Raw genomic sequence first — 20797 nt, 5'->3', positions numbered from 1 at the left:
AAGGGATGCCCGCATTTGCGGGCATCCCTTTTTGTGCCATGGGTTATTTCTTTAATTTCGGCAGTCTAGGAATCTGGCTGTGTTCTGCCATATCTATCGTTAACGATTCGAACAAAGCGGGTTTCATAGAGACATTGCTCTCACGGCTCGACGATATTGAAAAGGACACAAAACGAAAACGGGTGGAGAAGGTCATAAAGAAATGGAGTTAAAGTCTGGCATTCGCCATGCTAAAGAGCACCATGTCCGTGTCTGGTGCTTCATTTGCATCGGGATATTCAATCTGCTCATTTAAGTCTTCGCGGTACCCACTACGTTGAACTTCGTAAGATCAAGCGGGTAGGCAAAATAACCTTCTTAGGCAGCAGCTGGTTTCCATTCATTCGATCGATTAAGTTATCGACGGCGACCATGCCGATTTCTTTGGTTGGCACATCGATCGTAGACAGGGGAGGATTGGAATACTTAGATACCTCAATATTGGACAGACCTATAACAGCCACTTCATGAGGAACGGAGACGCCGTTGTTATACAAGCCATTGAGGGCAGCCATGGCCATTAGATCGCTTCCGACGAAGAAGGCGGTCGGTAAGTTCTTGGTCTTGCATAAGTGATTGATCTGTTCGATACAGACCATTTCATCCCACATACAATCGATAACCCAATCGGGATTTACGGACAATCCGGCAGCATGCATGGTGGCAAAGTAGCCACGATAGCGGCGACTGTCTTTCAAGTTGCCCTTTAATCCGCCTCCCCCGATATATCCAACCTGAGTATGTCCTTTTTCAATGAGGTGGTTTACGGCCATCGTAGCAACATTGTAATGATCATAGCCCACATTATCGATATCCTCGCGTTCTGTATCAATCCCCACGATATACGGTACCTGCTTGCGTATGTACTCATAGGTTTCGTTGTTCAAAGATTCCATAAGGATCAGACCGGTAATCGGTTCGCTGAAGGTATGAAATAAGATTTTGCTGTCATTCAGTTCAATGCCGGTCCGAATAAAGGCAATGTCATACCCGGCACTGAGCAATCGCTCTTCCACGCCGGTTAAGATCGACATGAAATAAGGATCGTTGTATTTATCTTTTGTAACGCTTAATACGCACCCGATTTTTGTATGCGTTTTGTTCTCGGAATGATCACTCGTCAAAACTTTTCGCTTGGGGCTTGCACTGATTTTATAGTTAAGCTGCGTAACAGCTTGCCAGACTCTTTCCCGCGTTTCGTCCGTGATTTTATATTTCGTATCATTGTTTAAAACTCTGGATACGGTGGCAGTGGATACTTGGGCTAGTTTAGCAACATCCCGAATCGTACTCATGGATAAACACATTCTCCTTTTAAGTTACTAATTAATCCATTTCTTAATGGACTAATCATGCGAAAATGAACCAGTATACAGACAAATACAATCGTCTTGATCTATATATCATCTTGATTGAAGCAAATGATGGCATGATGAAATGGATTCAAATGATCACCATTTAGAGTGTATAGGAATGTTACATGGTAAACAATGATGGACCTGTCGGTACTTATGTTGCGTTAATTTGTTGCGTGACATCGTTACGTACTTACAGTTTATTTTTATTTGTAATTAAAATCAATAATAACATGACTATTACGTGTTTTGTAACTAGGAATTTAATAATTTTTAAATTTTATATTGCAAGATTATGTACGGATGATATAACATGAAATCACTAAACAAAATAAGGAATTGCGCAATAAATAACGTAACAATTACGTAACAAAATGAAAGCTCTGAATCGTACATAGCAGGGAGCTGATAAGGCGTGAACAAAGCAGTAACGGTTTACCCGATTGTGATAGATGACATCCTAAGCAACCCGGGCATTGGTTTTACAGCGGCACCGGGGTTAATGGGCAACCCGGACCGTATTTTCGACAATCGGGGGGAAGAACAGAAGAAATATAAGTTCGCGGAAGACAGCAGAACCTACAATCATCCTGACAGCAAAGTGTATTTCTGCAGCGTGCGCTGGCGGGACTTGGAAACGGTCAAAGGCGTATACAACTGGGAAGCGCTGGAGGAAAAGCTGGACTACGCACAATCGATTGGCTGTACGGCCGTGGTTCGTTGTTCGCCATACGCGTTAAGCGAAGAGGACGATATACCGGCATGGTTCCGGGCGGAACATCCGGAGGAGCCCGACTTTCCATTCTGGAGAGTAGACCCGAAAGAAACGCCATACGTGTTGTATTGGTCTAACTTGATCAAGGCATTTGCCGCGCGGTTTGACGGGCATCCGGTCATCAGTTCGGTAGATTTGACGATTGTGGGAGCCTGGGGAGAAGGCGGGGGAACCGAGTTTTTAGAGCCGGAGGCCATTCGGCAGATTACGGATGCCTACTTCGACGGATTTAAAATAACGCCTCTTCAGGCACTGCTGCATGACTCGCAGTCGATCAAGATCATGAAAGACCGCAAAGCCAAAGTAGGCTTTCGTGTCGATTGCTTGGGCGATATGGGAGGCTTCCATGGTCAAGAGTGGTCGCATATGACGGATTTCTATCCCCAGAATATTCAGAATTTTAACATGGGCGATGCTTGGGAGAAGGCTCCGATTCTATTTGAAGCATGCTGGCACATGAATGACTGGTATCTGCAGGGCTGGGATATCGATTATATCATTCAAGAAACGCTGAAATGGCATATCTCTTCCTTTAACAACAAGGCAGCGGTAGTTCCGGAGCCGTGGAAAGAGAATATCAAGGCATGGCTTAACAAGATGGGATACCGCTTTGAAATCAGAAAATTTATGTATGACTCCGTAGTGAAGGCGGGGGGAGAGCTGGAAATTCATGCGTTATGGGCTAATGTTGGCGTTGCTCCGATGTATAACCGTTATCCGCTTGTGGTGAGGCTTGTTGGCCAGGATCAAACCTATACGCTGCATAGCGGAGAAGACATTAGGGGATGGCTGCCGGACGAAGATATCGCATGGGAAGAAAGCTTCTCTCTGCCAGGCGGAATGTCCGAAGGAGAGTATCGTTTGGAGATTGGCATCGAAACCGGCGTGAAAGAAATCGGAAATATCCGGCTGGCGATCGAGGGATATACGCAAGGCTACTACCCGATGGGTAAGCTTTTCGTTGAACGGGAGGAAGAAGGGAATGGATAGGCGATTAAGCTTTAACGAGTGTATAAGCTTCTGCAATTTTGATTACCTGCCTGAAGGATTAGAAGACAAATACAACCAGTATAACCCGAATAACAAGCCCCATCTCATTCCACGCGATTTCTTGTCTGAACTCTTTGAGCAATATGAACTTCCGGAACATACCCGGCAACGGCTCATTCGCGGGATAGAGGCTATAGAAACGGATGACGTATTATTTCACTTCACTAAATTTTTGGTGGAAGTGTTGTGCTCTGCGCGCAACCGCTGTGATGAGACCCACTATACCCATATGACCCCGGGATGTATGAACCAGGATGGAGACTTATATTCATTTCTTTTGCTGCTAGCCTGTGTTGTCCCTTCCATGGAAATGCTGCAGAAACGTTCCGTACCCGAAGCGTACTATGAACAGATCCCTCACCAGCCCTTGAAGCATCAGTTGGAAAAATTGGTGCTGCACGGCGATTCCAAGGTTGATGATTTCCCGTGGGTGATGAATTTTTATACTTGCTCCATCTTTCTGTTAGACCGGTTTTATTTTATTCCATACCGGTTTGGGGATCCATTCACGATGTTCCGTCATGTGAGCACGCAGGAGGTTATTGCCCTTCGGCACGCGGGAGAAGAATTCCGCAGCGATGGACAACGCAGCGGAATCAATGATGTTTATGACCCGCAAGGATGCTTCACTTCCCAATGGCTGGAGAATGGTGAATGTATCATAGCCAACCGGATAAATCCCATGGGGTTCGTTGAAAGAGACAAGACGACGATCTTGAAGAAGGAATGGGAACCGGTACTTCAGGAAGGGGATATGCTGTTGGCGCTTCATATTCCAGCCGGGCCCGGATATACGCCGGACAGGCTGAAGAATTCAATGTCCATGGCCATTGAATTCTATGGCGAATATTTTCCGGAGCTGCCCATCAAAGGCTTCTGGAGCGCAAGCTGGCTTTACGATACCCGGTTATCGCTCTTGCTCGACAACGAAAAAAGCAATATCGTGCGCGTTCAACGGCAATTTTATAATTATCCGACCCTGGAAGGAGACGGAATGCTGCGGTATGAACTCTTTGGAGATCGGAAGGCAGATCCGCTCGCGGGTCCGGGCGCGTATACAACCTCGCTCCAAAAAGCAGCCGCGGCGTATATGCAGACCGGAGCCCGGTTTAACACATTAAGCATGATTGTATTGAAGGAAGAAATCGAACAGATTGGCAGCATGCCATATATAACAGACACGGATATTGAGCAATTCCGCAGAACCGTTGACAGCCATTTAAGGGAGGTAAACGGATGAGCCGATATTCGCTTGAAAACTACGAGAAGTATAAAACGAACAAAATCCGGCCGCAGCCAATATCCCCAAAGGAGCATGTTACCAACCACGGCCTGTTCGAATATGCTGCCTTTTCGTGGAAAGAACTTGAGTCGGCCCGCGGAGAATATAGGCTGGAATCGATCAAGGAAGCACTGAATACAGCCCGAAATCCTATTCTGGTTCTGACGCCGGACCTGCCTCTATGGGTTAAGGATGACGCGGAGGATTGTTTCGCGGCTTTGATCCGCAAGGTCGGCAGTTATATCGACTCGGACAGACGCCTTGCAGCCGTCGTGATATCGACGTTGACTGACAGTAAGGAAGAATGGAATGCCTACATCGATTCGTTTGAAACGCAGACGCTGCTTGCTGATCTGCAGCATGATAGACTGATTCAACATTTAAGGAACTGCAGCCGTGGATTTGGGCTGCTGGTGAAGTGCAGCGAGGAGAGTTGGATCGAATGCTGTGAGGCTTTTGCCAGAAACAATCTTCAGAAGGTATGGAAGAGTTACCCTGTTGTCCTCCATGTGACTGATGACGCGTGCGGTCCTCACTGCAGACGCGAGGCATACCGCTGGCATGCAAGTCTCTCCAATATAAATGCAGGGCTTGGATACGATCTTGTTTTACGTAGACTGACTTATCCGGAAACCGTATCCAGCCGGGGAAGCCTCCCGCTGCGATTCTGGTTCGTAAACACGGGCAGCTCGAGAATATATGAGAAATTTCAATTGTGGGTGAAGTTAAAGCAAGGTGATTTTTCCTATAAACTTCCGCTGATTGCAAAAACGCATTCATGGTTAACCGGGGACCTGGTCCACAACGAAATTATTCCATTGCAGGATATGCCACCGGGAACATATACGCTCAGTCTGGGACTCTTTTTCGAAGACCGGTCCTATATCTCGCTTCAGATACGGAATCAACAACAAGATGGATATTATGAGGCGGGTACGATACAAGTCGAAATTACCGATGAAGATCCGCTTATGAATATATGGGATACGTATGATCCGGAAGGATATTATCCATTGGAAGACCCTAAGCTTCCGGAATAAACAGACTGCCTCCATCCGTAGAATCATGGGTTTCAACTGATATAGAACAAATACAAGTTCACTGGAGGTTATGAATTTGAAGTTAGCATTAATCGGTGCAGGACAAAGAGGCATGATCTACGCAAGGCAAGCCTACCAAAGTGCGGAAATGGTTGCGGTCGTTGAACCGGATGACGGCAGAAGAAGGGCGACAGCAGATGAGTTTCAGATTCCCTTGGAGAGACAATTCGCATCCGTAGATGAATTTTACCGATTAGGGAAAATTTGCGATGCCGTTATTATTTCCTCTATGGATAGAGACCATTATGCTCAAACCATGAAAGCGCTTGATCTAGGTTATGACATTCTGCTCGAAAAACCCATTTCGCCAAGTCCCGAAGAATGTCTGAGAATACAGCAGAAAGCCAACGAAAAAGGCCGCAAAGTGATTGTATGTCATGTACTGCGGTATACGAATTTCTTCGCGGAGATCAAGAAAATCATTGAAAGCCGTGAGCTTGGCAAAGTCATCACCATTCAGCATAACGAGAACATCGGCAATTTTCACATGGCCCATTCCTTTGTGAGGGGCAACTGGCGAAGAAGCGATCTGGCGAGTCCGATCATGATGCAGAAGTCCTGCCATGACATGGATATTCTAGCCTGGCTGGTGGACAGCGGGGCTAAACGGATCTCCTCCTATGGCAACCTGACTTATTTTAAAGAGGAAAATGCGCCGGCTGGCAGCGCGGAGCGATGCCTGGAATGCAAGGTGGCTGCGGACTGCCGGTTTGATGCAAGAAAAGCCTATCTCCCTGTAAGAGAGCAATGGCCGGCTACGGTCATTTCGGCGGATCAGACGGAAGAGGGACTGCTGCAGGCGCTCCAAACGAGTCCTTATGGACGCTGCGTTTATCGGATGGACAATGATGTATGCGATCATCAGGTGACCCTGATCGAGTTTAAAAACGGGGTCACGGCAACGTTTAACTTAAGCGGGTTTACGAATAAAATGCACCGCACGCTCAAAATCATGTGCGAGCATGGAGAAATTCGCGGGGATGATCTCTTGAATATCATTGAAGTCACAAGGTTTAACTCCAATATGGCTGAAGCCAGTCAGCAAACGATCATTCGGCCGGCAGCCATGGGCGGCGGGCATAATGGCGGCGATACAGGACTGATGATCGACTTCCTGGGAAATTTGGAGAATGCTGATTTTACGAGCAGATCCTCCATTGACATGTCTGTCGAAAGTCACCTTATGGCTTATGCAGCCGAAGAGGCAAGAGTTACCGGTACGGTCATTGATCTGGATCATCTCAAGGAGCAGCTGCAAAACAGCGTTACAGCATAATCGTTTAATCACAATGCAAAGGTCGTGATGGAATGCATTCCGTTGGTAAGGGGTTTCTATATGAAATAAAGAAAAACAGAATCTTGTATCTCATGTGCGTGCCTGCGCTGATTGTTCTGATCATGTTCTCCTATATCCCTTTTGCAGGCATATGGATGGCATTTACCGATTTTAATGTGGTTGATGGAATCTTTGGCAGTGAATTTGTGGGTCTGGATAATTTTAAATACTTTTTCTCAGCTAACAGCATGGGATGGAAGGTTACTTATAACACGCTATATATTAACTTTTTCAGCCTTATATTAGGTATTGTTGTTCCAGTCAGTATTGCTATTCTGATCAATGAGATCCGGCATAAAACCTACAGGAAGATCGCTCAAAGCATGATGTTTTTTCCCTATTTTATCTCGTGGGTCGTCGTTGGAGCGATCCTGTACGGAATCTTCTCCACGGATGTGGGTATTGCCAATCAAATGCTGAAGTTCTTTGGCGCAGATCCGATCAGCTGGTACTCGGAGCCGAAGTATTGGAAGTGGATCATTATCCTGGCGAGTGTCTGGAAGTGGAGCGGGTACAGCTCCATTATTTATATGGCCACGATGGCTAACTTTGATGACAGCTTGTTTGAAGCCGCTAAAGTCGATGGAGCCAACAAATTGCAGCGCATTCTTTTCTTAACCGTACCCATGCTGAAACCGACGATCATCGTCTTAAGCTTGCTGAGCATCGGACGGATATTCTATGGCGACTTTGGCATGATCTATGGCATTGTCGGCAACAACCCGGTTTTAGTGGATGAGGTAACAGTCATTGATACTTATGTCTATCAGTCTATGCGCACGCTCGGATTTTCTTATGCTACGGCAATCGGACTATTCCAGTCTTTGATGGGATTAATACTGATTACGGCTGCAAACCAATCTGCTAAGAAAATAAATGACGGAGAGGGTCTATTTTAATGATGGAAAAGAATAGATTGCTAGGCGATAAATTGGTGATAGGCATAGCTTATGGTTTCATCGGCTTATTCGCACTCATTTGTCTGTATCCTCTGATTTTAACCTTAAGCGTATCCTTTTCTTCAGAACATGCCATTGCCAAAAGCGGGTATGCGATTTTCCCCAGGAGTCCCAGCTTGGATACCTATAAATATATCTTTGTGAATAGCGGAATGAAAATACTGAAATCCTACGGCGTGACCATTTTTGTAACCGTTGTGGGTACGGCAGGTGCTTTGCTGATTACAAGCATGATTGCCTTTTCTCTATCCATAAAAAAGCTGAGATACCGGAACGTACTCGCCTTTATTAGCAATTTTACGATTATCTTCTCGGCCGGTTTGATTCCATGGTATATGGTCAGCGTCAATTATTATGGACTGAAGAACAGTATCCTGGCCTTAATCCTTCCTTCTATATTTAGCGTGTGGAATATGTTTCTGCTGCGTACGTATTTTGCTAGCATATCCCCTTCTTTATATGAAGCTGCCGAGATGGATGGAGCCAACTATTTTACGATCTATATTAAGGTAGCGCTTCCATTAAGCAAGACCGCATTGCTTACGGTGGGTTTAATGTATGCATTGCAATATTGGAATGATTGGTGGAATGCGCTGATCTTTATTAATGAACGTAATTTATTTCCGCTGCAATATTACCTCTACAACATCCTATCCAATGTAAATGCCATTAGCTCCGGACGTATTCCATCGGGGGCTTCAGGCAACATCACGTTACCTGCAGAAACGGTGAAGATGGCCATTACGGTGATCACGATTGGACCGATCATTTTTCTGTTCCCTTACATCCAAAAATACTTCGTGCACGGGATTATGACCGGTGCAGTCAAGGAATAGACACCTGCTTGGGTTACGGGCCGATACAGGCTTTTAACATAGATTATCTATTTGATTAGGGAGGGTCTTTCATGAAAGCGAGGAAAGTGCTTATCTTTTTGGTATTATTGATCGCGTCCGTTTCTGTGATGGCTGGATGCAGCAGCGACAAGGAAACAGAGGGGACAGCTAAGCTCGAAACCGTCAGAATTTTGTACCCGGGAGAGCGGAGCGATCGGATGGATGAATTTCTTGGTCATGAATTTGCCGAGAAAATGGCAGCCGATCTGGGCTTGAAGGTAGAGGTTGTATTTGTGCCGTGGGCTCAGTATTGGGAACAAAAGGATATTATGCTGGCCGCAAATGAACCAATCGATCTGTATTGGGATGGACTTCCGGATCTTTCTACAATCGTCAACAAGAAACAAGCCATGGTGCTGGATGATTTAATCGAGAAATACGGTCAGGATATGCTGAAAGTATTGCCAACGGAACAGCTTCAAGGCGCAACGATTGACGGTAAGGTATATGGCATTCCATCGGCATACGCACCTTCCTCGGCCATGTATCAGTTGGTCGCCGTTCGTCAGGATATCCTCGAAGCCGTAGGGATGACCGACGTCAAGACTGCCGATGATCTAAAAGAATTTGCAACAAGAGCGAAAGCCAAATTCCCTGAAATGAAAGGACCTGCCGACATCGTCTTCAAACCTTTAACCCGATATTATGCCGATGAGCAATATAACTGGCTCGGCGTAGAAGATCTGGTCGTATTCGGGGAAGAGAGCAAAAAAGCATATAGCTATTATGAATCGGAGGCTTTCCAGAAAGTAGCGAAGTTTAACCGCGGAATGTATGAGGCAGGGTTATATTCAGAGGATCTGACCATTAAATACAATGAAAGAGACTCGCGCATGCAGACGGGGTTATATTTATGGGTTGAAGGATCATTGGGCAAGGAAATGGAAATTATTAATGCGATCAAAGCCAATGCACCGGATGCTAGAGTTAAAACATACCTGTTAGCGGAGGATAAACCACGTTATATTACGGCCGCAGGCGGAGAAGTTCTGGGCATACCTGTAAAAGCCCCGAATCCTGAAGGAGCCATGAAGCTGATTAACTGGATTTATAAATCCAAGGAAAATTATCTGTTTGCTCTCTATGGTGTCGAAGGCAAGGATTACGAAATTGTGGATGGAAGAATCAATAAGCTGACCTCTAGCGAATTCTTCTATGAATGGATGTTTAGAAACCAAAATTACCAAATGTTCGGACCGGATGTAGCACAAGAGTCCATCGATAAGTATAAAAGCTGGGATGATCAAGCGATCCGATCCGCTTCACTCGGCTTCCGGTTTAATAATGAGAAGGTTAAGAAAATAGAGACGGCCCTGAAAGAAGTCGCGGGCAAGGATTTAGCTGCGATCCGCTCCGGTTTTTTGGATTTCGATACAGAGTATCCTAAGGCCGTTAAGAAGTTAAAGACAGCAGGCATTGATGAATATGTAGCAGAGGTACAGCGTCAATTAGATGAATTTTTAGCTAAAAAATAAGGTTTACAGCTGGATGGACCCTTGTTGGGATTGATGAGAATTCCGATGAATGCCGATAGTAAACAAGAGGAGGTGGCGTGATGGATATTGCAGCTTTATCTACATCCATGAGTCAGGCATCGTTGGCTCAACAGGTAAGCTTGTCGGTGCTCGGCATGGCCAAGGGCCAGGCAGAAGTGCAGGGTCAGAATCTTGTGCGGATGATCGAGAAAAGCGTCGATCCCAATCTGGGAAAGCGCATTGACATTTCGGTGTGATTCCATGTCTTATGTATAGAAAGATTGGTGTGTAATTAGTAAGCACATTCGATATACAAAAGACATACCAAAGAGATACAAGGATTTTCTTCATAATGGATAGGAGCCTATATTGAGGTTTTCTGTCTTCCCTTTAACCCGACTGGTTTACATGCCAGGATCGGGTTTTTACTTTGTCTTTATAGTTCCATTTTTCAAGGCTATAGGGTCAGAACTCGCGCTTATTAGGTATACATAGTATTTCCCAGGTTCATTAATAGATAATTTGTATGCACCTTTTAATTGACTGAATACTTCGCCTTTAATTAACACACCATCCTTGATATAACCAATAATTAAGTTTTGATTCTCAACCACCTCCGATTGATATTTCTCGAAATCATATTGTATTTTATCTCCTTCTTTTAAATCCCACCCCTCTCCATCCGTTTTTGTTAGAATGTTTACAGATGCGTTTATAGTAAATATTTCTGGTGAAATAGTTACCCCATTTTTTTATTGTCCTTCAAATTCAATAATTGAGCTTGGTTTAAAGTTTTCGTATTTTATTTGTTTAATAATTCTGTTTTCAGGAATATCCTCCGTTTTTTTAGGGAGTAAGTCCTCTTGTGAAATTTCATTTCCTGAAGAATCAATAAATTTTCCATTGTGATTAACGATATAATAATCGCTAAATGCTTCTTTACCAATTTGATCTCGGTTTTCATCTGTTATCAAAACTGATTTTTCGAACACATATCTCTTCTGATTATCAGCTATTAGTGTGATAGATGTAATCAATACAAAGACTCCAACAAGTGTACCTCCGAGAATCAGCCTCTTCATGTTAAGTATTTTTCTTTCATTGCAACTCATTTATATCTCCCTCCCACTATTGTGTTTACTTAACGACGATATGCAAAAATCGTACTGCTGTTTACCATATAATATAAAACAAATAAATTTTCACTGAAGTTACATCATTTAGTAAATCTTTTAAAAAACAGATCTGCCGGCAGCCACCTGTTCTCCTAAGTGCTGGAACCGCGGAAAAGAGAAGAATGTGGCAATCAAACGCAAAATGACTGATCGGAATTTGAATTCCAATCAGTCATTTTACATTTCATGGGCAGCTCACTTATAATTAAAAATTTCTTTTACCACATTTTTCGCCATTGCGACCTTTTGCGCGTTCTGCTGGTTCAGTATGTAGTTAATCTCCTGAATATCTGCTTTGGATTCTTCGCTATTGTCCCGATTTGTCTGAATGAAGAGCAGCGATATATCCACTTCTAAGGCTTCTGCAATTTTAGCGAGGTTCAATAGAGCGACGTTCTTCTCGCCGCGTTCGATTTGTCCGATATATGAAAAGTGAAAGCCGCCTTTTTCGCCGAGGGCTTCCTGCGTCAAGCCTTTTTCCTTCCTCAGCTCGCGAATGCGGGATCCGACCCGAAGCAGTATTTCCTTATCCGTCATCCCTTCCACACCTCTCTACTAAAAAGTGTAGATAAAATACCATTAGCTATACACTGTCTTTGAAATATCATAAATAATATATATGGATATTATTTTGTTGTATAATGGTACATATAAGTATTTCCACGATTCGCAAAATCATAACTACATAAAGTAAATCGTGCAATAACCTAATGGGAGCTGAAGCATGTGAATCATTCGACCTCCATAGATGAATGCAGAGATTTTGAAAATGAGATGTCAAGAATACAGGAACGCAGCTCCATTCAAGCGAAGATGATATTGAAGCTGCAGAATCTATCACAGATTTATATGAACTCGGCAGCCCGTTATATCCACCCATCCTCGGCTCATGTGTGCATTCTATTAAGTGACCGTGCTTTGGAACACATGCTGAAGGCATTGTATATGAAGGTGAACAACTGCATGCCTCCTCCTTATTCATTATCGCTGAATGATGTCATTCAACTAACCGTGCAAGAGTCAGTCCCTGATTTGGATACTGTGATGTTTATTCATACGATTCATTTTCTGTCGAGCAGCAAAGATATTTCTCTTATCCAGCAAATGCACACCTCGCAACTTAAGAGACTACTGAACCGAGTGGATGATGTACTGATTGCCCTATCAGCTAGTGTCACTTCCCTTTACAAAGAGCAATATCACTCTATTTTTAGAGGGAGCGTTTAGGAATCTCATGATAATTAACGGAAGAATCGAAAAAATAATTGCTGATGGATATGAACGACTTATTTATATACATGTGAAAAACATACAAAAGAAGCTGTGGGTCCATCTAATTCAACATGAGGAGTACTTAGAAGGGGGAGAGCAGTCGAAGTTTCTGAATATAGGTCAAAGTGTTACTATGGATATTGGAATTGATTTGGTTCACGACTACTCAGTTGTACACATTTTATCGGAAGCTACCGGTGAATTTTCACAACCTATACATGAATCTTCCCATATTACTGCTGCAGCTACAGTAAGGGGGATTGAAGATGATTATACGCTTATCTGCGATATCGAAAATCTGGGTAGAAACATATTAGTAGAATTTGAAGAAAAGATTGTTGTGAAAAAAGAAGATACATTAACAATAAAAGGAAATTTAAAGGCAGAACTTTGCTAAGAATAATGACAGCCTCAATATTGATTACGAAAACAGGGTTACCTACAGGAAATTCCTTTTCCGCTTTTGGAATCTGGGTATACGCTGGATAAATGGTTACGGATCAAAATCAGATAGGGCCTGGACCAATCATCAGACAATCGCACAATCATTTCCGTTTGAGAAAGTCGATCTGACAAGATCGGCTTTTTTGCCGTCGGATTTAAAAGTTATATCATGGCATGCTAAAATAACGATATCATCTTACGCAGACATTGGAGGCATTCTCATTGAATATTCAACTGGGCAATTTTGAAGTGAATTCCGGCCAACTGGTTGTATCCGACCCTTGTTACGAACTAAATACCACTTCCATCATTATGGGAGTATTAGATAACGTATTGAACGGCACCTGGGTAGGGCAAGTGGAGAAGGTTGAAGTGAGGGAGTGGGGCGAAGCTTGCTCCAAACTAACGGCTTACCACCATTTAGTGGCTGAACAAGAGTCCTATTTGGAATGGGTGAAATGTCCATTTATTGTTGGAGTGGATAGCGGACAAGCAGGGATTTTTGATATGAGTAAATATAGGATTCCTGACGCGAATGCTCCAAAAGGGGGTACGGATACCGATAATGAATGGTATGATTCCTGCTGCGATATCACCGAAAGCGGGGAAGAAGCAGGCGTGATGGACGGCGGCGTCGTGTCGCGAACAGGTATAGGTGACGGTACCTATGGGGTGTATATGACCACAGATAATCAGAATCAGGTTGTGGGCGTGAAGATCGTATTTATCAAGGGATAACGGAAACCAATAGTGTATTTAGAAATAATCTTATAGAAACGATGTTGATCATGAAAATTGAATTTGAACAGCAAATCATCGAATTCCATGTGGCATTTGGACCTCGGAAAAAGATGTCGATTCAAATGGATCCTACAGGTCTTATTACTGTGAAAGCTCCTAATGGCACTTGTGATGATAAAGTGATGAGTGCTGTGAAGCAGCATGGGAAAAGGATCTTGGAACAATTAGATGCCATTGCGAAAACTCGTGAAGCTCCGAAAACAAAGGAATATCAAGATAAAGGTAAGTTTCTTCTTCTGGGGGAATATCATTTTCTTCATGAGTTAATTGAAACGAAGGATCTGAATGAAGAGGAGCTTAAGCGCGAGCTGAAGAAGTTTTATTTCTCCAGCTGTAAAAAGATTGTTCAGGAACGAATGAAAATATATCAGAAGCAGCTCAAAGTAAAACCTAAAACCATGGATATCGTGGAGTCCAGCACCAAGTGGGGAAGCTGCAGTTCGGACAAGCATCTAACCTTCAATTATCGTCTAGCCATGGCGCCCATGGAAGTGATTGATTATGTGATCATCCATGAACTATGTCACCTCACGCATATGAATCATGATCGTTCTTTCTGGAGACGAGTAGGAAGCGTGATGCCGGATTATAAAGAAAAGGAAGCGTTCCTGGCAAGGTATGGACAAGCAATGACATTGTAATACGGCCCTCATCATTATGCATTGCATCATAGAAAATGAAAAAACGAAGCAGCCCATTTACATTATCTGGGGCTGCTTCGTTTTTATATAAAATGAAAATTTAATATCGTAATTATATTAATAATAATTTTTTACCAAATCTATCTTCTCGCCTAATATTCCCTTTACACTCCATCTCTATAGTAAAGGTGTAAGCGAAATCCGGATGCTCTACAATACTTGATTCGATATGGGAGGCCAAACTCAAATGAAAATGAAATGGAAAAACCCGATAGGCTCCGGGCTTCGATCCTATAAGCCAGGTAAAGCGGCGGTTCTGGTATTGGGCACGGTTCTGCTGCTAACTGCATGCGGTAAGGCGGGAGGAAGTAGCCCGGATGCGGATGCGTCGAAGCCCGCAAACGCGGTGCAGGGATCAAGCCAGACAAAGAAACCGGCTGCAAATAATGAAACGGTCGAAGCGCTGTATGAGCAGGCCAAGCAAGAAGGCAAGCTCATCGTCTACTCCACCTCGGGCCGCGCGAACGATGCTGCGGAGACGTTCATGAAGCAGTACCCGGAGATCAAAGTCGAGGTCAGCAAAGTGAAATCCGATGAAATGATGGATAAGGTGACGAAGGAGCAGGACGCGGGGCAATTCAATCCCGACGTGATCATTACGAAGGAAGTCAGCGGAGCCGTGGAGGAAGAAATGGTGAAGCCGGGCCGTTACATCAAATATTTGCCGGAGGATTTGGCTCCCATGGTCGACGAGCCCTATCGCACGCAAGCGGAAGGGTATGCCAATTACCTGGAATTCCGCACCGTCTTCTATAACACCGAGCATTACAAAACCGCTCCCATTACGAACTGGTGGGACCTGACAACGCCGGAGTATAAAGGCAAGGTGTATACCGCTGATCCGCTCAGCTCCCCGGCCTTTATGGACCTGTTTACGACCATGGTCGTGAACAGCGAGGATATGGCGGCTGCTTATAAGGAAAAGTTCGGGAAGGATATCGAGCTGCACGGCACCGAAAATGCAGGCTATGAATTTATCCAGCAGCTGTTCGCTAACGGGCTGGTTGTATTAAAAGGAAGCGACGACGTATTGGATGCGATCGGCAAAGCAGACAGCGACGCGATCGGATTGGCAGTATCCGGCGATGTGTCCAAGGTGGAGGAGAAGGGCTGGAGCATTCTGCCGATTTACGACATCAAGCCGAAAACATCGGTTCCCGACTCGGGTTACCTGTTCCTCGCCAACAAAGCGCCGCATGAAGCGGCAGGCAAGCTGTTCATCCGCTGGATGATGGGCGGGAAGGATGGGCAGGGCGAGGGCATGAACCCTTTTAACGAGGTGGGCTCCTGGGTTCCCCGTTCCGACGTGAAGACCAAAAACGAGATTTCATTCGAACAGCTGAACCTGTGGAATTATGACGGAGAAGCTTTGTATTTTGCCTCGCCGAAGGTGCGGGATTTCTGGATTAAGCAAAAATAACGGTTCCTCATGAGTGTGAAAGAGGCTGCCGAGAGGCAGCCGTTCCATCAAATGACAGGAGGAGATAACCGTGCTTCATAGACCTGCACTGCATGCATGGCAGACGAGGTGGCTCAACCGGTGCCGGAATGCGCTGCGGAATCCGCTGTACCTGATCGGGGCGGCGGCCCTTCTGTTTCTGGCGTACACGATCGTCTGGCCTGTACTTCACATGATCTATACGACGTTGGTTTGGAGAACGCAGGATGCCCGGCTCACGGCGGCAGCCGATCCCGGTCATTTGACCTTCTACCATTGGCAGCGCGTGCTGGCGAGCGATATCAGCTGGTCTCTCTTTTATAAGCCTGTGGTGAACGCTTTGTCGGTGGGGCTGTCGGTATCCGCGGTATCCATGATTCTCGGCTGCGGTCTGGCTTGGCTGGTCACGCGCACGGACATTCCGTTCAAGAAAACGATCACGTTTCTGGCGATTATTCCGTATTTGCTGCCTTCCTGGATGCTGTCCCAGGCCTGGCTGACCTTTTTCAAAAACAGCAAAATCGGCGGGACGCCCGGCATTCTGCAGTCGCTGCTGCATGTGGCGCCTCCCGACTGGATTTCTTATGGTTATGTACCGATTGTCATGACCCTGTCCATCCATGACAGCGTCTATTTTTTCCTTCTGGTTGGCGCGGCTTTAAGCTCGATGAATAGCCAGCTGGAGGAAGCGGCGGAGATGGTCGGAGCGGGCCGTCTGCAGGTGCTGCGCCGGATCGTGTTCCCGCTGGTGCTGCCGTCCGTGCTATCGGGTTTTATCCTGATTTTCACCAAGGCGGTCAGTTCCTACGGCGTACCTGCGCTGCTGGGGACACCGGTCAACTTTTACATGATCTCAACGATGCTGTATTCCAGCATGCGCTCGCGGCTGACGACGGAAGCCAACGTGCTATCCCTGACGCTGATGCTCATCTCCATTGGAGCCATATATCTGAACCAGCGCCTGATCGGGCGCAGGCGCAGTTATGTCACGGTGTCGGGTAAAGGCAGCTCGGTAACGTATACGACTCTCGGTAGATGGAAGCTTCCCGCGGCGGCAGCGACGGTGATCGGCATGGTCATCGTCGCGGTCGTACCGCTGCTGGTGCTGCTGCTGCAAACGTTTTTGCTTAAGGATGGTTCCTTTAATGCGGCCAATCTTACCCTGCACTACTGGCTGGGAGGCTCGGATCCGAGCATTAACACCGGAGAAAAGGGCGTGCTGCAAAATCCGATTTTCCTGCTTGCCTTGAAAAATTCGCTGATGATCGCAGGCATCGCATCGGTGATCGCCGCCGTGATGGGACTTCTCTTCGGTTATGTCGTCGCCCGGGGCAAAAATACCGCGATGGGCCGGCTCGTAGATCAGCTATCGTTTTTCCCGTATTTCATTCCCGGCATTTCCCTGGCAGCGATTTATATCACGATGTTCGCGAAGCCCGTGCTGTTCATCCCCGCCCTGTACGGTACGATTACGATCATTATTCTGATTACGGTGGTCAAGGAGCTTCCATTTACGGTCAAAGCGGGCGGCGCCTCGCTGATGCAGATCGGAAACGAGCTGGAGGAAGCCGCCGTTCTCGGCGGAGCGTCCTGGTTTACGCGGTTCCGGCGCCTGCTGCTGCCGCTGAGCCGCAAAAGCCTGCTGTCCGCGTTCATCCTCGTCTTCATCGGGGCGATGAAAGAGATGGAGCTGATCATCATGCTCGTCACGCCGCGGACGGAGACGCTGACCACGCTCACCTTTTATTATGTGGAAAAGGGGTATGAGCAGCTGACCAACGTCGTGCTGATGATCATTATCGCGATCGTGGTCACGGTGTACCTGCTGGCCGTGAAGTTCGGGAAGGCCGATTTGACGAAAGGAATAGGGGGTCAGTGATGTGAGTGCGATTCAACTGAAGCAGATCCATGTGAACGTCCAGAACAAGCATATTTTAAAAGGCATCGATCTGACGATCGAGGAGGGCGACTTCGTCACGCTGCTTGGCCCTTCCGGCTGCGGCAAAACAACGCTGCTCCGCACGATTGCCGGACTGCAGAAGCTGAATGAGGGAACGATCGTGATTGCCGGCAAAGAGGTTGCAAACGGCAGCATGTCCTTTCATATGGACCCGGCGAAGCGGGGCGTAAGCCTGGTGTTTCAGAGCTATGCGCTGTGGCCACATATGACGGTCTTTGACAATGTCGCCTTCGGCCTGCAGATCCGCAAGCTTTCCAAGCCGGAGATCCGGCAGCGCGTCATGGCTTCCCTTGACAAGATGCGGATTCCCGAGCTGGCGGACCGGTATCCCGGCGAGCTGTCCGGAGGCCAGCAGCAGCGGGTGGCAATCGCCCGAGCCATTGTGACTTCGCCGGAGATTCTACTGCTGGATGAGCCGCTGTCCAATCTCGACGCCAAGCTGCGGACCGAGATGCGCGCCGAGCTCAAACGGCTGCACAGCGAGCTGGGCACGACTATCGTCTACGTTACGCATGACCAGCAGGAAGCCATGACGATGTCGACGAAGGTCGCCGTCTTTTTCGGCGGCGAGCTGGTTCAGGTGGATACGCCGCGAGAACTGTACCGTCATCCGAAGACGCTGCAAGTGGCGGAATTCATGGGCAGCGGAGACCACAAATTGAACCGGGTGGAAGGAATTTGCCGCAGCAGCGGGAATGAATGTTATATACGCACTCCGCTGGGAGATTTTCGGGTGGCGGGAGAAGATGGCGACCCGGATCGTGGCGTGGTGATGACGCTGAAGCCGGAGGACATCTTGCTGCATGAGAAACGCAAGGAAGGCCTGATCCCGGTAAAAGTGAAGGATGTGCATCCATCGGGCGCCGAGTCGCTGATCCGGATCGATTATGGAGACGTTCAGCTGACCGCCCGTATTTTGGGTGATCCGGAGTTTAAGCCGGGGCAGCTTCTATATGCGGAAATCCGCGAGGACCGCATTAATATGTATGACAAGCAGACAGGCTGCCGTTTGGAGCCCGTTACATTTCATATCAAACCTGCAATGGAGGAACTACACCGATGAAAATTGACTTTCACTTTCATGTTAAGCTGTCCAAAAAAACCGATTTTTCGATGGAGCATTTCAACGAAATGCTGGATGAAGCCAGAGACCAAGGGCTGCAGGCGATCACGCTGACCGAGCATTTCAATACGCGCCGTTTCGACGAAGTGTACGGCACGCTGGATCAAATGCTGCCCTGCAACAATCACTACTACGACCGCGGCGGCTTTAAAATATTTACGGGCATGGAAGTAGATGTGGCGGAAGGCGGGCATATTCTCGTCAGCGGACCCAAGGATCGTCTGCTCGAGATTCGCGCCCTGCTGGAGAATCACACAACAGCGGATACCTTTATCGGCCTCAAAGAGCTGTTCGAGCTGTGCGAGCCACGGGGCATGATGGTGATCGGCGGGCATCCGTTCCGCGAGTCCAACCATCTGTATCATGTGGATCAGGAGCTGCTGAGCCGTTTCGACGCTTTCGACCTGAACGGAAAAGACCTGCATGAAATCGGTATTCAGGAAAATATCGCCCTGGTGCTGCCGCTTGGCGCGAAGCTGGGCGTTCCGGTCGTGGCCGGCAGCGATGCCCATCAGATGTTCCAGGTGGGATGCGTGTACAATGAGCTGCCTGGAGATTATGAGACGGTGGCCGAGCTGAAATCAGCCATTCAGTCCGGGGGATGCCACAGAATTATCTCCCCCAATCTGCATCTGCAGGTACGCGCGGCGGGCGCGGTAAAGAAGCTGCTGAAGAAAAAGGTTGAGGTGGATGCGGTATAGCATCTCAATGCCTTCGCAATTTCAATTCAGGCATCGCTGTGCAGAAGGAGGGGCGCCATGGAACTGACATTTGAGAACCGGAAATTATCCCGCGGACATCAGCGGATCGCCGATTACATCTCCAAACACATGGAAGATATTCCGTTCATGGTTGAGGAGGACATCGCCTCCGCTTGTGACGTAAGCATCTCAACGGTATCGCGGTTTTGGGCCGAGGTAAATTGCAAAAATTTGAAGGAATTCAAGCAGAAGGTAAAGGACGAGATGCTGCTGTCCCCGTCGCAAAAGCTGCAATCAGCCTTTTCCAAAATGAAAGAGGAGGATGCTGCCGCAAGCCTCCTGATCGGTGCCGATTATTTGCAGCAGACCGCGAACCGGCTGAGTCAAGAGTCCTTTGATCAAGCGGCGAGGCTGCTGCGTGAGGCCGGAACAGTGTATATTTACGGGCCCGGTTCGGCGGAAAGCCTGGCGGCGCTTACGGATTTCCGGCTGTCACGATTCGGCATGCGGATCACGCAGCTGGACCGAGGCGGGCATGAGCTGTTCGACCATCTGGTGCATGTGCAGCCGCAAGATGTCATCCTGATCTTCGGATTTGTATCCGAGTCGCCGGAGCTGGCGGTGCTGCTGGATTATGCCCGGGAAACGGGCTCCCGTGCGCTGCTGGTAACGGACCTATTGGTCAGCCCCATGCTGGAGAAGGCTACGGTGACCTTGTATACGGCTCGCGGTCAATTGTGGGAATTCCATTCGATGGTAGCGCCTATCGCGCTGCTCGAAACGCTGATCGTAGCGGTGGGCAAGCAGATGGAGGAGCAGGCGGTGGCGGGAAGCGAGGCGCTGCATGAGCTGCGGCGAAGGTATCAAAAGCTGCTGCCGAAGCGGGTGTAGATGAAATGAGGGCTGCCGAATAAC

At 47.0% G+C, this 20797-nt stretch carries 20 protein-coding genes; 17 read left to right on the top strand and 3 right to left on the bottom strand.

The window, feature by feature from the left end; translation table 11 throughout:
• Positions 1-311 precede the first annotated feature (311 nt).
• Positions 312-1334, bottom strand: a complete 1023-nt coding sequence (locus KJS65_RS26595) for a LacI family DNA-binding transcriptional regulator (RefSeq protein ID WP_213652847.1) — start codon at positions 1332-1334, stop codon at positions 312-314.
• 475 nt (positions 1335-1809) lie between these two features.
• Between KJS65_RS26595 and KJS65_RS26590 the strand changes: the two genes are divergently transcribed.
• The 8 genes from KJS65_RS26590 (at position 1810) to KJS65_RS26555 (ending at position 10524) form a co-directional block, all read left to right on the top strand.
• On the top strand, positions 1810-3159 hold the full coding sequence (locus tag KJS65_RS26590; RefSeq protein ID WP_213652846.1) for a DUF4832 domain-containing protein: 1350 nt from the start codon (positions 1810-1812) through the stop codon (positions 3157-3159).
• Positions 3152-4459: an acyltransferase domain-containing protein gene (locus KJS65_RS26585; RefSeq protein ID WP_213652845.1), complete on the top strand. Its 1308-nt coding sequence runs from the start codon at positions 3152-3154 to the stop codon at positions 4457-4459. The genes KJS65_RS26590 and KJS65_RS26585 overlap by 8 nt, the downstream gene beginning before the upstream one ends.
• A complete protein-coding gene (locus KJS65_RS26580; RefSeq protein WP_213652844.1) occupies positions 4456-5541 on the top strand; it encodes a DUF4832 domain-containing protein in 1086 nt (361 codons plus the stop codon). The genes KJS65_RS26585 and KJS65_RS26580 overlap by 4 nt, the downstream gene beginning before the upstream one ends.
• Before the next feature lie 70 nt (positions 5542-5611).
• A complete protein-coding gene (locus KJS65_RS26575) occupies positions 5612-6877 on the top strand; it encodes a Gfo/Idh/MocA family protein (RefSeq protein WP_374706223.1) in 1266 nt (421 codons plus the stop codon).
• Positions 6878-7032: 155 nt separating this feature from the next.
• On the top strand, positions 7033-7836 hold the full coding sequence (locus KJS65_RS26570) for an ABC transporter permease (RefSeq protein WP_244864857.1): 804 nt from the start codon (positions 7033-7035) through the stop codon (positions 7834-7836).
• A 176-nt stretch (positions 7837-8012) separates the two neighbouring features.
• Entirely contained in the window at positions 8013-8732 is a 720-nt protein-coding gene (locus KJS65_RS26565; protein WP_244864852.1) for a carbohydrate ABC transporter permease, read from the top strand.
• A gap of 71 nt (positions 8733-8803) precedes the next feature.
• Positions 8804-10267 (top strand): ABC transporter substrate-binding protein, encoded by a 1464-nt coding sequence (locus KJS65_RS26560; protein WP_213652840.1) that lies wholly within the window; start codon positions 8804-8806, stop codon positions 10265-10267.
• Positions 10268-10347: 80 nt separating this feature from the next.
• Positions 10348-10524, top strand: a complete 177-nt coding sequence (locus KJS65_RS26555; protein WP_213652839.1) for a YjfB family protein — start codon at positions 10348-10350, stop codon at positions 10522-10524.
• A 495-nt stretch (positions 10525-11019) separates the two neighbouring features.
• On the opposite strand, the gene KJS65_RS26550 is transcribed toward KJS65_RS26555, so the two are convergent.
• Positions 11020-11379: a hypothetical protein gene (locus KJS65_RS26550; RefSeq protein WP_213652838.1), complete on the bottom strand. Its 360-nt coding sequence runs from the start codon at positions 11377-11379 to the stop codon at positions 11020-11022.
• A gap of 258 nt (positions 11380-11637) precedes the next feature.
• Positions 11638-11979 carry a helix-turn-helix domain-containing protein gene (locus tag KJS65_RS26545; RefSeq protein ID WP_213652837.1) on the bottom strand — a complete coding sequence of 114 codons (342 nt, stop codon included), beginning with the start codon at positions 11977-11979 and terminating at the stop codon, positions 11638-11640.
• Between the two features lie 189 nt (positions 11980-12168).
• On the opposite strand from KJS65_RS26545, the gene KJS65_RS26540 reads away from it, so the two are divergent.
• From KJS65_RS26540 to KJS65_RS26500, 9 genes are all read left to right on the top strand, one after another.
• Positions 12169-12669 (top strand): hypothetical protein, encoded by a 501-nt coding sequence (locus KJS65_RS26540; protein WP_213652836.1) that lies wholly within the window; start codon positions 12169-12171, stop codon positions 12667-12669.
• A gap of 7 nt (positions 12670-12676) precedes the next feature.
• Positions 12677-13111: a hypothetical protein gene (locus KJS65_RS26535; protein ID WP_213652835.1), complete on the top strand. Its 435-nt coding sequence runs from the start codon at positions 12677-12679 to the stop codon at positions 13109-13111.
• 269 nt (positions 13112-13380) lie between these two features.
• Complete coding sequence (locus tag KJS65_RS26530) at positions 13381-13896, top strand: DUF4241 domain-containing protein (protein ID WP_213652834.1); 516 nt, start codon at positions 13381-13383, stop codon at positions 13894-13896.
• 50 nt (positions 13897-13946) lie between these two features.
• Positions 13947-14600 carry a M48 family metallopeptidase gene (locus KJS65_RS26525; protein WP_213652833.1) on the top strand — a complete coding sequence of 218 codons (654 nt, stop codon included), beginning with the start codon at positions 13947-13949 and terminating at the stop codon, positions 14598-14600.
• Positions 14601-14847: 247 nt separating this feature from the next.
• Entirely contained in the window at positions 14848-16080 is a 1233-nt protein-coding gene (locus KJS65_RS26520; protein WP_244864850.1) for an ABC transporter substrate-binding protein, read from the top strand.
• A 70-nt stretch (positions 16081-16150) separates the two neighbouring features.
• The gene (locus KJS65_RS26515; RefSeq protein ID WP_213652832.1) at positions 16151-17977 is read left to right on the top strand and encodes an ABC transporter permease; all 1827 of its coding nucleotides are present in this window, start codon (positions 16151-16153) and stop codon (positions 17975-17977) included.
• A gap of 1 nt (position 17978) precedes the next feature.
• The gene (locus KJS65_RS26510) at positions 17979-19121 is read left to right on the top strand and encodes an ABC transporter ATP-binding protein (protein WP_213652831.1); all 1143 of its coding nucleotides are present in this window, start codon (positions 17979-17981) and stop codon (positions 19119-19121) included.
• Entirely contained in the window at positions 19118-19882 is a 765-nt protein-coding gene (locus tag KJS65_RS26505) for a PHP-associated domain-containing protein (RefSeq protein WP_213652830.1), read from the top strand. Before KJS65_RS26510 ends, KJS65_RS26505 begins: the two co-directional genes overlap by 4 nt.
• A gap of 57 nt (positions 19883-19939) precedes the next feature.
• Positions 19940-20773 (top strand): MurR/RpiR family transcriptional regulator, encoded by an 834-nt coding sequence (locus KJS65_RS26500; RefSeq protein ID WP_213652829.1) that lies wholly within the window; start codon positions 19940-19942, stop codon positions 20771-20773.
• Positions 20774-20797: the final 24 nt, after the last annotated feature.

The organism is Paenibacillus sp. J23TS9, assembly GCF_018403225.1.
In the GTDB taxonomy this organism is placed as follows: Bacteria; Bacillota; Bacilli; order Paenibacillales; family Paenibacillaceae; genus Paenibacillus_AQ.
This window is presented reverse-complemented; position numbering and strand designations above follow the sequence as displayed.

Bases quoted from the DNA above. Each gene is read 5' to 3' on its own strand.
- KJS65_RS26595 (WP_213652847.1), bottom strand. From the start codon at position 1,334: ATGAGTACGATTCGGGATGTTGCTAAACTAGCCCAAGTATCCACTGCC.
- KJS65_RS26585 (WP_213652845.1), top strand. From the start codon at position 3,152: ATGGATAGGCGATTAAGCTTTAACGAGTGTATAAGCTTCTGCAATTTT.
- KJS65_RS26580 (WP_213652844.1), top strand. From the start codon at position 4,456: ATGAGCCGATATTCGCTTGAAAACTACGAGAAGTATAAAACGAACAAA.
- KJS65_RS26575 (WP_374706223.1), top strand. From the start codon at position 5,612: ATGAATTTGAAGTTAGCATTAATCGGTGCAGGACAAAGAGGCATGATC.
- KJS65_RS26570 (WP_244864857.1), top strand. From the start codon at position 7,033: ATGGCATTTACCGATTTTAATGTGGTTGATGGAATCTTTGGCAGTGAA.
- KJS65_RS26560 (WP_213652840.1), top strand. From the start codon at position 8,804: ATGAAAGCGAGGAAAGTGCTTATCTTTTTGGTATTATTGATCGCGTCC.
- KJS65_RS26555 (WP_213652839.1), top strand. From the start codon at position 10,348: ATGGATATTGCAGCTTTATCTACATCCATGAGTCAGGCATCGTTGGCT.
- KJS65_RS26550 (WP_213652838.1), bottom strand. From the start codon at position 11,379: ATGAGTTGCAATGAAAGAAAAATACTTAACATGAAGAGGCTGATTCTC.
- KJS65_RS26545 (WP_213652837.1), bottom strand. From the start codon at position 11,979: ATGACGGATAAGGAAATACTGCTTCGGGTCGGATCCCGCATTCGCGAG.
- KJS65_RS26535 (WP_213652835.1), top strand. From the start codon at position 12,677: ATGATAATTAACGGAAGAATCGAAAAAATAATTGCTGATGGATATGAA.
- KJS65_RS26525 (WP_213652833.1), top strand. From the start codon at position 13,947: ATGAAAATTGAATTTGAACAGCAAATCATCGAATTCCATGTGGCATTT.
- KJS65_RS26520 (WP_244864850.1), top strand. From the start codon at position 14,848: ATGAAAATGAAATGGAAAAACCCGATAGGCTCCGGGCTTCGATCCTAT.
- KJS65_RS26505 (WP_213652830.1), top strand. From the start codon at position 19,118: ATGAAAATTGACTTTCACTTTCATGTTAAGCTGTCCAAAAAAACCGAT.
- KJS65_RS26500 (WP_213652829.1), top strand. From the start codon at position 19,940: ATGGAACTGACATTTGAGAACCGGAAATTATCCCGCGGACATCAGCGG.